Annotated in this window: 10 protein-coding genes; 5 read left to right on the plus strand and 5 right to left on the minus strand. The window is 71.7% G+C overall.

The features are described from left to right. Nucleotides 1-20 precede the first annotated feature (20 nt). The 5 genes from ABNF97_RS15790 to ABNF97_RS15810 all read left to right on the plus strand — a co-directional run bounded on the left by ABNF97_RS15790 (nucleotide 21) and on the right by ABNF97_RS15810 (nucleotide 7,460). Nucleotides 21-356: a hypothetical protein gene (locus ABNF97_RS15790; RefSeq protein WP_349338971.1), complete on the plus strand. Its 336-nt coding sequence runs from the start codon at nucleotides 21-23 to the stop codon at nucleotides 354-356. Next, complete coding sequence (locus ABNF97_RS15795) at nucleotides 353-1,132, plus strand: hypothetical protein (RefSeq protein ID WP_130462024.1); 780 nt, start codon at nucleotides 353-355, stop codon at nucleotides 1,130-1,132. Before ABNF97_RS15790 ends, ABNF97_RS15795 begins: the two co-directional genes overlap by 4 nt. Nucleotides 1,133-1,204: 72 nt before the next feature. Next, nucleotides 1,205-3,850: an Hsp70 family protein gene (locus tag ABNF97_RS15800; RefSeq protein ID WP_349338972.1), complete on the plus strand. Its 2,646-nt coding sequence runs from the start codon at nucleotides 1,205-1,207 to the stop codon at nucleotides 3,848-3,850. Nucleotides 3,851-3,901: 51 nt separating this feature from the next. Then, nucleotides 3,902-5,608: an ABC transporter ATP-binding protein gene (locus ABNF97_RS15805; RefSeq protein WP_349338973.1), complete on the plus strand. Its 1,707-nt coding sequence runs from the start codon at nucleotides 3,902-3,904 to the stop codon at nucleotides 5,606-5,608. Nucleotide 5,609: 1 nt separating this feature from the next. Continuing rightward, nucleotides 5,610-7,460: an ABC transporter ATP-binding protein gene (locus tag ABNF97_RS15810; RefSeq protein ID WP_349338974.1), complete on the plus strand. Its 1,851-nt coding sequence runs from the start codon at nucleotides 5,610-5,612 to the stop codon at nucleotides 7,458-7,460. Nucleotides 7,461-7,543: 83 nt separating this feature from the next. Here ABNF97_RS15810 and ABNF97_RS15815 read toward each other — a convergent pair whose 3' ends face one another. From ABNF97_RS15815 to ABNF97_RS15835, 5 genes are all read right to left on the minus strand, one after another. After that, nucleotides 7,544-7,843, minus strand: coding sequence for a DUF1707 domain-containing protein (locus tag ABNF97_RS15815; RefSeq protein ID WP_130462029.1), 300 nt, complete (start codon nucleotides 7,841-7,843; stop codon nucleotides 7,544-7,546). Nucleotides 7,844-7,920: 77 nt separating this feature from the next. Continuing rightward, complete coding sequence (locus ABNF97_RS15820) at nucleotides 7,921-9,117, minus strand: ROK family transcriptional regulator (protein WP_349338975.1); 1,197 nt, start codon at nucleotides 9,115-9,117, stop codon at nucleotides 7,921-7,923. Nucleotides 9,118-9,128: 11 nt separating this feature from the next. Next, entirely contained in the window at nucleotides 9,129-10,391 is a 1,263-nt protein-coding gene (locus tag ABNF97_RS15825; RefSeq protein ID WP_349338976.1) for a sugar ABC transporter permease, read from the minus strand. Beyond that, nucleotides 10,388-11,212: an ATP-binding cassette domain-containing protein gene (locus ABNF97_RS15830; RefSeq protein ID WP_130462032.1), complete on the minus strand. Its 825-nt coding sequence runs from the start codon at nucleotides 11,210-11,212 to the stop codon at nucleotides 10,388-10,390. The genes ABNF97_RS15825 and ABNF97_RS15830 overlap by 4 nt, the downstream gene beginning before the upstream one ends. 168 nt (nucleotides 11,213-11,380) lie before the next feature. Next, nucleotides 11,381-12,472 (minus strand): substrate-binding domain-containing protein, encoded by a 1,092-nt coding sequence (locus ABNF97_RS15835; RefSeq protein ID WP_130462033.1) that lies wholly within the window; start codon nucleotides 12,470-12,472, stop codon nucleotides 11,381-11,383. Nucleotides 12,473-12,615: the final 143 nt, after the last annotated feature.

Consider the following 12,615-nt stretch of genomic DNA (forward strand, 5'->3'; position numbering starts at 1 on the left):
GACGGAGGGGTGTGAGGTGCATGGAACAGCATCCAGACGAGGCAGAACTCACGCTGGCGCGCGAGGTTCTCGAACGAGATGCCGCGAGATGGAGGGAAGGAGCAGCGGTCATGGCGACGGCGGCGGGACACGCCGAATCCCTCGACCTGACCGGATTTCACTTCGGTCGCCTGCCGAACGAGGCGGGCATTGGGGCCCGATACGCCGAGTTGCAGGGTTTCCTGACGAGGATTCTGCGGGAAGGGGCTGGGGTGATGGCGGACATGGAATCGACGCTCCGGTTCATAGCGGAAAACTATGGTCGGGCCGACGAGGGGGCCGCTGCGCGGGTCGAGCGTGTGTGGGAGGCCCGATGACTGCGGTCGGGGCAGATTGGTGGGAGCGGGACGCCGAGCGGCTGCTCGGCGAGGTAAATCAGCACATGGAACGGGTTCAACACCTTACCGTCGAACTGGGTGACCGATTGAACGAAGTTCTGGGCCGCCTGCCGCTCGGGGTAGGAGCGGGAGCGATCAAACGGGCTTGGAGCGACTTCCTGGAGCTCAAGGATCGAATTTTCGACGAGATGCAGATGCATCTGGCCGAGCCGGGGTTCCCGTGGGCGCTCTTCCGTGTTGGCGAATACTGGAACGCCAACGTCGGCGCGCCGGTGAGCGAGCTGAGTCAGACGATATCGGCCTACGGCATGAAGGTTCACGGCGATTGGACGGGGTCGGCGGCATCGGCGTACGCGGCATCGGCGGACGCGCAGGCAAGGGCAATCGCGACGATCAAGCCCGTGGCGGAGAAGATCCAAGCCGTGCTGACGGACCTGGGTCATGGCATCCTCGCCTTCTGGCTCGCCCTGGTGGCCGCACTCCTGACGTTCGTGGTCGGGTTGATAGCGGCGATCGGACTGCTTGACAGCCTGATTGGTGCGCCGGCCGCACCGGTTGACGCCATCGGTACCGCTGCCGTCGTGCTCGGGCTGCTCGTCGCAGCTGTCATGGCGCTGCGCGAGTACAGCGAGCGGATCGACAAGTCGATGGTCACGATTCGCCAGGCGCTCAGCGACAACACCGGGATGGTCAAGCGCGGCGACTCGTGGGGGTGGCCCCCGATCGACTACTCCGGCATCTGGTCGTTGGACTGAAGCTGCCGACGGCGGCACCCGCTGCCGTTCCTCAGCGTGGTCGGGCTGGCGCGGGCCGCATAGAGTGTCGGCGTGGTGGTCGACAAAGTACGGGTCGGCGTTGATTTCGGCACGTCGAGCACCGCTGCCGTTCTCGCCGGTCCCGGAGCGCAGAGCCGCTCGCTGTTGTTCGACGGCTCGCCGCTGTTGCCGTCGGCCGTCTTCGCGGATGCCGACGGCCGCCTGCTGACCGGCCGGGACGCGTTGCACTCGGCGCGTACCCAGCCGGAGCGGTTCGAGCCGGCGCCAAAGCGGTGCGTCGACCACGGCACGGTGCTGCTCGGCGAACGGGCCGTACCGGTAGCCGAGATGATCGCTGCCGTACTGCGTCGGGTCGCGGTCGAGGCGGACCAGGTCGCGGGGGAACGGGTCCGCCGGGCGGTGCTGACCCATCCGGTCTCCTGGGGACCGGTCCGCCGGCAGACCCTGCTCGCCGCCGCGTCGACAGTCTTCGCCGAGCCCGCCCTGGTCACCGAGCCTGTCGCGGCGGCCAGCTACTTCCTCACCGTCGCCGGCCGCGAGCTACCGGTCGGCTCCACCGCCATGGTGTACGACCTGGGCGCCGGCACCTTCGACGCCACCGTGGTCCGGCGCAGCTCCGACGGTTTCGAGGTGCTCGCGACCGGCGGGTTGAGCGACGTCGGCGGGCTGGACATCGACGCGGCCCTGGTGGCCGCCCTCGGCGAGGTCTACCGGCTCCGGGACGAGGCGGCCTGGTCACGGCTGCTCCAGCCGACCAGTGCCGCCGACCGGCGCGCCTCGCGCGGTTTCTGGGACGACGTACGGGTAGGTAAGGAACTGCTCTCCCGGGCCCCTACCGCACTGTTGCACGTGCCGATCGTCGACGACGAGGCCGTGCTCGGGCGGGAGCAGCTCGACCGGCTCGCCGAGCCGATTCTGGAGCGGACGGTGTCGGTGGCGGCCGAGGTGCTGGCCAGTGCGGGTGTGCCCGCAGCCTCGCTGGCCGGACTCTTCCTGGTCGGCGGGGCGAGCCGGATGCCGCTGGTCGGCACGCTGGTGCATCGGCGGCTCGGGATTCCGCCGGTGCTGGTGGACCAGCCGGAGCTGGTGGTGGCCAGTGGCAGCGTGCACGCACCGCTCACGGCGCGGGTCGAATCACCTGCGGGGCCGGCTCCCGCTCCGAAGGCCCTGTCCGCTACCAAGGTCCTGCCGGCTCCGGAGGCCGAGTCCGGTCCGAGGGCCCTGTCCGCTCCGAGGGCAGCGGCCGGTCCGGGAGGCGGGCCCGCTCGGGGGGACGAACTCGCTCCGGGAGCTGGGGCGGAGCACGTGTCCGTGCCGGAGGCACCGGCGGAACCCGCACCCGCGCCGATGCCTGCCCGGCCGGAGCCCATCGCCGCGCTGCCGCTGGAGCCGGTCGCGGCGCTGCCGCTGGAAGCCGTGGCCGTGGCTCCGCCGGCCGGAGTGACATCCCGGGGCACCGGTGCGCCGCCGGGCCTGCCGCCGCCTGCCTGGACGGCGCGACCGGGGGTCGGGTGGCAACGGTGGCTCAGCCTCGCGATCGGTGTGGTCGTGGTGCTCGCGCTGGTCGGCTACGCGGTCTGGAACATCGTGCCGTCGAATCGGGGGACGGCCGGTGGGCCCGGCACCCCGACGACGAGCGCTGGGCCGCCGACGCCCACGCCGACGCCGGTGGCGCCACCGCAGGCGACGGTGCTGAGGCTGCCGGCGGGTACCCAGGCGCACACCCTGGTGCTGAGCCCGGACGGCAAGCGCCTCGCTGCGATCGACACGTACACCATCAGGTTCTTCACCTTCCCCGACCTGCAACCGGTGGGGAAGCAGCTGACGGTGGGCAAGGAGACCCGCCGGGCGCCCGGCGCGGGGCAGCCGGTCCACCGGGAGGACTTCGAGACGGCGGCGTTCAGTCCGGACGGTCGGATGCTGGCGACGTACGACTCGGGCGTCTTCGGCTACGTCCAGGTCTGGGATGTGGCGAGCGGGCGGCGGATCCGCCGGATCAGCGACAAGTGGTGGGCGTCCTGCCTGGCATTCAGCCCGAAGAACGACCGGTTGGTGGCCTGCGCCGGACCGCACGAGTACGTGCGGCTCTGGAGTGTTTCCGGCTGGCGTCAGCTCGGCCAGGTGCACACCGACAATCCGGCGGCGATCCGGAACGTGGCGTTCAGCCCGGACGGGCGCCTACTGGTCACCGACGGCGGTGCGGGAAACATTCTGTTCTGGGACGTGGCCACCCGGAAACGGCTGAAGCTGAGCCGGGCCAGTGCGTTCCCGTCCGACATGGTGCCGGCCGCCGATCCGGGGGTGGCGATGGCGTTCAGCCCGGACGGCCGGACCCTGGCGACCGGCGGAGTGGACGGCACGGTACGACTGTGGAACGTCAGCACCCGCCAACAGGTCGCCGTGCTCGATGGGCACCACGCCAACGTCGTGCAGGTCGCCTTCGCGCCGGACGGCACGTTGGCCACCAGCGGCAGCGACTGGACCGTTCGACTGTGGGACGTGACCGCCCGCCGGCAGATCGGCTCGGTGGCCTGGAGTGTGCGGCTGGGCGAGAAGGCGGCGGACCTCGCCTTCAGCCCGGACAGCCGTACCGTCTCCCTCTGCGTGGGTGACAGCGTGCTGCGGTGGGACGTCGCGGGCATCCGGGCGTACGCGGAGACCGAACTCACCGCGCCCAGCGGCTCCCCATCGGGGTGACCTGCGGAAAACCCGTGGCGATCGTGGCGATCGGTTCCATACCGTTCTGCGGTGCGCCCGCTACCCGTCCCCGATCCCGGCCGGGCCGATCAACGCTCGGCGACCAGATTCCTCCTCTGGCTCGCCGCGCGCATCTGGCCGACGATCGCCGGGGGCATGACGCTGGCTGTGGTCTCTTTCGTCGGCCAGGCGCTGATCCCGGCCGTCCTGGGCAGGGCGATCGACGCCGGTCTCATCGCCCGGGACGGCGACGCGCTGCTGCGCTGGGGGCTGGCGCTGCTCTCCCTCGGCATCGTGCAGTCGGTCGTCGGGATCGTCCGGCACCGGTACGCCACCTACAACTGGCTGGCCGGGGCGTACCGCACCGTCCAGATCACCGTCGACCACGTCAACCGGCTCGGCGCGACCCTGCCCCGGAGGCTCGCCACCGGTGAGGTGGTCAGCATCGGCACCGCCGACATCAACCAGATCGGCGGGGCGCTCGACATCCTGTCCCGGGGCACCGGCTCGCTCTTCGCGGTGCTCACCATCACCGCGATCCTGCTCGCCACCTCGGTCCCGCTCGGCCTGGTGGTGGTGCTCGGGGTACCGGTGCTGATGGCGGTCGTCGCGGTGCTGATCCGGCCGCTGCACCGGCGTCAGGAGGCGTACCGGGACCAGCAGGCGACCCTGACCACCAGGGCCAGCGACATCGTCGCCGGGCTGCGGGTGCTGCGCGGCGTGGGCGGTGAGCCGGTCTTCTCGGCGCGCTACCGGGCCGAGTCGCAGGCGTTGCGCCAGGGCGGCGTACGGGTCGCCCGGGTCGAGGCGCTGTTGGAGGCGACCCAGGTCCTGATGCCCGGCATCTTCCTGGTGCTGGTGACCTGGCTCGGTGCCCGGTTCGCCCTCCGTGGCGAGATCAGCGTCGGGCAGCTCGTCTCCTTCTACGGCTACACCGTCTTCCTGATCGGCCCGCTGCGGATGCTGACCGAGGTGATCGACCGGATCACCCGGGGGCACGTCTCGGCCCGTCGGGTCGTGTCGATGCTCGACCTGCGGCCGGAGATCACCGATCCCGAGCACCCCGTCGAACTTCCCGACCGACCTGGTGAACTCGTCGACGTCGAGTCCGGGGTGACGGTCCGGCCCGGCCGGGTGACCGCGCTCGCCGCCACCGCGCCGGAGGACGCGGTCGCCATCGCCGACCGGCTCGGCCGGTACGTCGACAGCGAGGCGACGCTGCACGGCGTACCCCTGCGGAAGCTGGCGCTGGACACGGTCCGGCGCCGGATCCTGCTCGTCGACAACGACGCGCGGCTCTTCTCCGGGCCGCTCCGCGCGGAGCTGGAACCGCCGGGCGGGGCCGACGACGCGACCATCGCGGCGGCATTGGACGCGGCCGGCGCCACCGACATCGTGGCGGCGCTGCCGGGCGGGCTCGCCGGCCGGGTCGCCGAGCGGGGCCGGGAGTTCTCCGGCGGCCAGCAGCAGCGGTTGCGGCTGGCCCGCGCCCTGGTCGCCGACCCGGAGGTCCTGATCCTGGTCGAGCCGACCAGCGCGGTGGACGCGCACACCGAGGCGCGCACGGCCGACCGGCTCGGCCCGGCCCGGCGCGGCCGGACCACCCTGGTCTGCACCACCAGCCCTCTGGTGTTGGACCGGGCCGACCACGTGGTCCTCGTCTCCGACGGCAAGGCGGTGGCCGAGGGCGGGCACCGCGAGCTGCTGGACATCGAGCCGCGTTATGCCGCGCTGGTCAGCCGGGCCGAGGGGGAGTGAGATGAGCGAGCGCAACGCGCTGCCGGTCGCCGACGCGGCGCAGGTGCGACGGTACGCCCGCAGCCTGGTCCGCCGGCATCCCCGCGCACTGGCCGGCGCGATCGGGCTGCACGTGCTGGCCGCGATCACCGGGCTGGCCGCGCCGCGACTCCTCGGCAACCTGGTCGAGGCGATCTCCGAGGGCACCAGCACGGTGACGGTGGACCGGGTGGCGCTGACGATCGCCGGGTTCGTGGTGGCGCAGGCGGTACTGGTCCGGTTCGCCTACTTCGCCTCGGCCCGGCTCGGTGAGCGGGTCCTCGCCGACCTGCGGGAGGAGTTCGTCGACCGGATCCTGGCCATCCCACTGGCCACGGTGGAGCGAGCCGGTACCGGTGACCTGCTGACCCGGAGCAGCCGGGACGTCGCCGCGCTTTCCCGGTCGGTCCGGTTCGCCGTGCCGGAGTCGCTGGTCGCGGTCGTGACGGTCTTCGCGGTGATCGGCGCGGTGCTGCTGACCGATCCGCTGCTGATCCTGCCCGCCCTGGTCGCGGTGCCGGTGCTGGTGCCGGCCACCCGCTGGTACCTGCGCCGGGGCACGCCCGGCTACCTCGCGGAGAACGCCGCATACTCCGACATCACCGACGGGATCAGCGAGACGGTGGAGGGTGCGCGGACCACCGAGGCGCTCCGGCAGCAGGCCCGGCGGCGGGCCCGCACCGACGCCGACATCAGCCGGTCGTACGCGGCCGAGCGGTACACCCTCTACCTGCGTACCGTGTTCTTTCCACTGGCCGAGACCGGCTACCTGCTGCCGGTCGTGGCGACCCTGCTCTGCGGGGGCTGGTTCTACATCGAGGGCTGGGTGACGCTCGGCGAGGTCACCGCCGCCACCCTCTACGCGCAGCAGTTGATGGACCCGGTCGACCGGCTGCTTTCCTGGCTGGACGAGGTACAAGTCGGCGGCGCGTCACTGGCCCGGCTGCTCGGGGTGGCCGGGCGTCCCGGCGAGGGCGAGCGTCCGGGAGCCGCCGAGGGGCCACGAGCCGTCGAGCGTCCAGGAGCCGCCGAGGGTCCGGGAGCCGACCCGGCCGACGAGGGGACCGTGGCGGACCGGCGGCAGGACGGACCGGCGGACCGGCGGCTGGTCGCGGACGACGTGCGGTACGCCTATCAGCCGGGGCGGGACGTGCTGCACGGCGTCAGCCTCGCCCCGGTCCCGGGCGAGCGGCTGGCCATGGTGGGCCCCTCCGGGGCGGGTAAGTCGACCCTCGGCCGGCTACTCGCCGGGATCCACCGGCCGGGGAGCGGCTCGGTCACCGTGGGCGGCGTCCCGCTCGCCGACCTGCCGCTGACCGACCTGCGCGCCGAGGTCGCGCTGGTCACCCAGGAACACCACGTCTTCCTCGGTACGTTGCGCGACAACGTCACCCTGGTCCGGCCGGATGCGACCGACGAGCGGGTACGCGCGGCGCTCGACGCCGTCGACGCGCTGGACTGGGCGGAGCAGCTTCCCGCCGGGCTGGACACCGAGGTCGGCTCAGGCGGCCATCCGCTTTCCCCGGCACAAGCCCAGCAGCTCGCCCTCGCCCGGTTGGTCCTCGCCGACCCGCACACCCTGGTACTCGACGAGGCGACCTCGCTGCTCGATCCCCGGGCGGCCCGGCACCTGGAGCGCTCGCTCGCCGCCGTGCTGCGCGGCCGTACGGTGATCGCGATCGCCCATCGGCTGCACTCCGCGTACGACGCGGACCGGGTGGCGGTGGTGGAGGATGGCCGGATCACCGAGCTGGGCTCGCACGCCGAGCTGGTCGCCGCCGGCGGCTCGTACGCCGCACTCTGGCGTTCCTGGCACGGTGACTCCCGGTCCTGACCCGCGCCGCGTCCGAGCAATGATCCGCCGGAGGTGCCCGTGGTGGGGGTGGCCGGCGGGAAAGCCCGGCCGGGGAGAGTCGCTCAGCGGGTGACCGCCATGAAGGCCACCAGCAGCAGCAGGGTGGTGACGGCGACGGTGAAGACGATCAGCAGCTCCCGCCGGCTGCCGGTGCCGCCGCCCTCGGCCGGCTCGGGGGTGGCCGGCGCCGCCGGCAGGTCCCGGGTGACGACGGCCAGTTCCCCGAGGGTACGCGCGGTGTAGACCGCGCCGACCCGCTCGGAAAACTCATCCAGGCTCAACCGGCCCTGCTCGGTGTGCCGTTGCAGGTCGGCGACCACTCGTTGCCGATCGGAGTCGGAGGCGCGCAGTTGCCCATCCACGCCGGACAGCCTATTCCGCCCGGAGGAGTGAGGAAGGGCCCCCGCGACAACAGAAAGCGAGATGCGGGGCCCCTTCCTCACACCTCGAGCGGGTCGGCGAGCAGGTGCTCGAAGGCCAGTTCGGCGGCGCCGACCAGCGCCGCGTCCTCGCCGAGCTGCGGGGTACGCAGCCGCACCTGCTCGCGCGCGCTGGACAGGGCCAGGGAGTTGAGCCGGCTGCGTACCCGGGCCGCCGCCGCGAGGTAGACGTCCCGGAGGGTGCCGCCGAAGATGACCACCCCGGGGTTGAAGATGTTGACCAGGTTCGCCACCCCGAACCCGAGCCAGTCGCCGACCTGCCGGACCGCCGCCTGGGCGCTCGCGTCACCCCGGGCGGCCGCGTCGACCACCCGCAGGGCCGCCTCCCGGCCCGCGGTGTCGCCCCGGCCGGCCGCGAGCAGCAGGGCGTACTCGCCGATCTCAGTCTCCCAGCAGCCGTACGACCCGCAGTCGCACCGGCTGCCCCCGGGGTTGACCACCATGTGGCCGACCTCCCCGGCATAGCCGCCCTGCCCGGTCAGCCGGCGCCCGCCGACGATGATCCCGGCGTCGACGCCGACATCCCGGTGCAGGTAGATGACGTCGTCGAAGCCTCGGGCTGCGCCCCGGGCGTGCTCGGCGACCGCACTGGCGTCGGCGGCGTTGCTGACCAGCACCGGGCGCTCCTGCGGCAGCAGTGCACCGAGCGCCTCGGCCAGTCGGTTGTCCAGTTCGTCACCGCCGACCCAGCCGGCGCTCTCCGGCCGGCCCCGCAGCGCGTCGTCCGGACGGCGCAACCGGCCGCAGACCACCACCCCGCTGCCGACGTAGACCGAGCCGTCCGGTACCCCCTGGTGCATCTCCTTGACGAAGCCGGCCAGCAGCGGCACGCTCTCCACCGCAGGCAGCCCGGCGGGCCGCTCGGCCTGCCTGCGGTCCAGCACCACCCCGCCGAGCCCGATCCGGGCGGCCCGCAGCCGGTCCACCTCGATGCTGTACGCGTACGCGAAGACCCGCCCCGACTCGGGCCGGACGACCAGGGACGGCCGTCCGGCCCGCCCGGTCTCCCGGGGCGCCCGTTCGGTGATCAGCCCGGCGGCGGCCAGTTCGGCGGTGAGTGCGCCGATGGTGCTCCGGTTCAACCCGAGCGAGGTGGTCAGCTCCGCCCGGGAGGTGGCGCCGTGGATGTGCACGTACCGCAGCAGCGCGCCGAGATTCTGCCGGCGAATCTCCTCCTGGCTCGGCCCCGCGCGCATCGTGCCCCTTATCAGTTACCAGTCGCTCCGGCCCGACGTCGGGAGAGCGCGTCCACACTGGCCGCGAGCAGCAGCACCAGTCCGGTCACCACGAAGGTGAAGCCGGAACTGCGGCCGAGCAGCCCCATCCCGTTGTCGATGACCGCGATCACGGCGCCGCCGAGTACCGCGTCGACGATCCGGCCCTTGCCACCGAAGAGGCTGGTGCCGCCGATCACCGCCGCGCCGACCGCGTAGAGCAGGACCTTACTGCCCCCGGTGTTGGCGTCGACCGAGGTGGCCCGGCTGGCCGCCACGATGCCGCCGACCGCCGCCATCGCGGAGCAGATCACGAAGACCGAAATGCGGATCCGGTCCACGTTGATGCCGGCCCGCCGCGCCGCCTCCCGGTTGCCGCCGACCGCGTAGACGTGCCGGCCGTACGCGGTGCGTTGCAGTACGAAGGTCAGCACGACCAGCAGGATGACGATGATCGGCACCACGATCGGTACGCCCTTGAGCGAGACGAGCGCGTTGTGGCTGCGCTCCAGGTTCAGCAGGTACACGGCGACGCCGGCGATCGCCGCCAGTGAGCCGATCCGGATCAGCACCACGGCGAGCGGCTCGGTGACCAGCCCGCGCGCGCTGCGGTTGCGGTGCCGCAGCAGTTGCACGACGGCGTAGCCGGCGACGCCGAGCAGGGCCAGCGCCCAGCCGAGCCACGGCGGCATGTTCCGGTTGGCGATCGCCACCAGCACACCGTCCCGGACCGAGACGTTGGTGCCGCCCTTGATCAGCAGCAGCACGATGCCCTGGAAGGCGAGGAACGCGGCGAGGGTGACCACGAAGGACGGGATGCCGACCTTGGCCACCAGGAAGCCGAGTACCAGCCCGATCACCACGCCGGTGACGAGCGCGGCGGCGACCGCGACGTACCAGGGAAAACCCTGCAGGGTGACGAGCTGGGCGAGTACCGCGGCGCAGACCCCGCTGGCGAAGCCGGCGGAGAGGTCGATCTCGCCGAGCAGCAGGACGAAGACCAGCCCCATCGCGATCAGCGTCACCGCCGCGCCCTGGGTGAAGAGGTTGGCGAAGTTCCCCTCGGTCATGAAGTTCGGGCGCAGTGCGGTGAAGACGGCGCAGAGCACGATCACGCCGAGTACGGCCGGCAGCGCGCCCATATCGCCGCCGCGGACCCGGGCCAGGTAGTCCCGGAAGTGGCTGCCGACCGTGGGCACCGGAGCGGCCGGTGCCTCGACCGGTGACACAAGGGTGGTGGGAGGGGCGGCGCTCATTTGTCGACTCCTGCCCTCGTCGTCTCGGTGCTGGCTGGGGTGTCGAGCCTGCCGTTGCCGTTCTCGCCGGTCAGCCCGAGGCCGCCGCTGCGCCCGGCGGTGATCAGTTCGACGACCTGGGCGTGCGTGACGTCGCTGGTCCGCAACTGCGCCACCATCTGACCGAGGTAGAGCATGGCGATCTGGTCGGAGACGGCGAAGACGTCGTTCATGTTGTGCGAGATGAGTACGACGGCGAGACCGTTGTCGGCCAGCCGGCGGACCAGTTCGAGCACCTGGGCGGTCTGCGCCACGCCCAGCGCGGCGGTCGGCTCGTCGAGGATGACGATCCGGCTGTTCCAGAGCACCGCCTTGGCGATCGCCACGGTCTGCCGCTGCCCGCCGGAGAGGCTGGAGACGTGCTGCCGCAGCGATTTCACTGTCCGGACGGAGAGCCCGGCCAGGGTCTCGGCGGCCATCTGCTCCATCGTGGGCTCGTCCAGGACGAGGCCGCTGCGCTTCTCCCGGCCGAGGAACATGTTCTGCACGATGTCGAGGTTGTCGCAGAGCGCGAGGTCCTGGTAGACGACCTCGATGCCGAGCGTGGCGGCGTCCCGGGGGTTGTGGATCTGCACCGGTCGGCCCTCGAAGAAAATCTCGCCGCCGTCGGCCGAGTGGATCCCGGCGACGCATTTGACGAGGGTGGACTTGCCGGCGCCGTTGTCGCCGACGAGCGCGGTCACCTCGCCGGGGTTGACCGACAGGTCGACGTTGCGGAGGACCTGGACGGGACCGAAACTCTTGTCGATCCCGCGCAGCTCCAGCAGGGGTGTCGCGGACACTGGTTGGTCTCCTTTACACGGGTGTCCGGTGGCGGGTGCCGATCGCGGGGTTTCCGATCACGGGTCCGGTCCAGTTCTGTCGGGCGGCGAGGACGCCGCCCGGTACGGATGGTTCCGTACCGGGCGGCGTCCTCGGCGGGCCGGTCGAGCCCGATACCGTGGTCTCGGTCAGCTCACGCCGGCCTCGGCGCAGGCGGCGGCGAAGGCGTCCTTGCAGAGCTCTTCCTTGGTGACGTAGCCGTCGGCGACGACGTCCTTGACGTTGTCCTTGTAGATGGCCTTCGGCTCCAGCAGTACCGCCGGGACGTCCCGGTTGCCCTCCGGGTCCCGCACCGTGGTGGGCGCGGACTTCTTCTCGCCCTTGGCCAGCGCGATCGCCAGTTCGGCGGCGGCGTCGGCCTCCTGCTTGACCGCCTTGTAGACGGTCATGCACTGGTCACCGGCGAGGATGTTCTGCAGGCCCTGCACGGTGGCGTCCTGGCCGGTCACCGGGACCTTGCCGTTGAGCTTGTTCCGCTTCAGGACGGAGATGACCGCGTTGCCCAGCCCGTCGTTCGCGGCCAGTACGCCGTCGATCTTGCCGTTCTGCTGCGTCATCATCTGCTCGAAGATGGTGCCGGCCTGGGTGTTGTCCCAGGCGGGCACCCACTGGTCCGGGCCCTTGACGTACTCGCCGGCGTCGTACTTGGGCTGGAGCACGCTGTCGTAGCCGTTCTTGAACAGGGTGGCGTTGTTGTCGGTCTCCGAGCCGTTCAGCTCGGCGATGACCGGCTTCTTGACACCCTTGTCGGTCAGGCACTTGACCAGGCCCTCGCCCTGGAGCTTGCCGACGGCCTCGTTGTCGAAGCTGACGTAGTACTCGGCCGAGCCGCCGAGGGTCAGCCGGTCGTAGTCGATGGTGAGTACGCCCTGGCTCTTGGCCTTGTCCAGCACCGCCTTGCCGGTGCCGGAGTCCAGGTTGACGATCATCAGGACGTTGACGCCCTGGGTGATCATCTGGTCGGCGAAGGTCTGGAACTGCGCCTTGTCGCCCTGGGCGTTCTGGATGATGTAGTCGACGCCGGCGGCCTTGAACGCCTCCTCCAGGTACTTGCGGTCCGCGGTCTCCCAGCGGACCGACGAGGCGCTGTCCGGAAGGATGACGCCGATCTTCGGCTTTGCGTCGGCGCCACCGTCGCCGCCGGACTCGTCACCGCAGGCGGCGAGGCCGCCCGTGGTCAGCAGGCCCACGGCAGCGATGGTGAGGATCCCTCTGCGCATTGCACGGGTCCTTTCGGGGTGGGTGTGGTGTCTCGGTTCCAGCGGTGGTGCGCCGAGCGGGTCGCGGTGTTGCCCGGTGGCCTCCCCCCGTTGGGCTGCCTCGCCAGCGGCTCCGCCGGGTCGCGCTCCGCCGGAGTCTCTGA

The organism is Plantactinospora sp. B6F1 (assembly GCF_040120695.1).
In the GTDB taxonomy this organism is placed as follows: Bacteria; Actinomycetota; Actinomycetes; order Mycobacteriales; family Micromonosporaceae; genus Plantactinospora.

Bases quoted from the DNA above. Each gene is read 5' to 3' on its own strand.
- ABNF97_RS15790 (WP_349338971.1), top strand. From the start codon at position 21: ATGGAACAGCATCCAGACGAGGCAGAACTCACGCTGGCGCGCGAGGTT.
- ABNF97_RS15795 (WP_130462024.1), top strand. From the start codon at position 353: ATGACTGCGGTCGGGGCAGATTGGTGGGAGCGGGACGCCGAGCGGCTG.
- ABNF97_RS15810 (WP_349338974.1), top strand. From the start codon at position 5,610: ATGAGCGAGCGCAACGCGCTGCCGGTCGCCGACGCGGCGCAGGTGCGA.
- ABNF97_RS15820 (WP_349338975.1), bottom strand. From the start codon at position 9,117: ATGCGCGCGGGGCCGAGCCAGGAGGAGATTCGCCGGCAGAATCTCGGC.
- ABNF97_RS15825 (WP_349338976.1), bottom strand. From the start codon at position 10,391: ATGAGCGCCGCCCCTCCCACCACCCTTGTGTCACCGGTCGAGGCACCG.
- ABNF97_RS15835 (WP_130462033.1), bottom strand. From the start codon at position 12,472: ATGCGCAGAGGGATCCTCACCATCGCTGCCGTGGGCCTGCTGACCACG.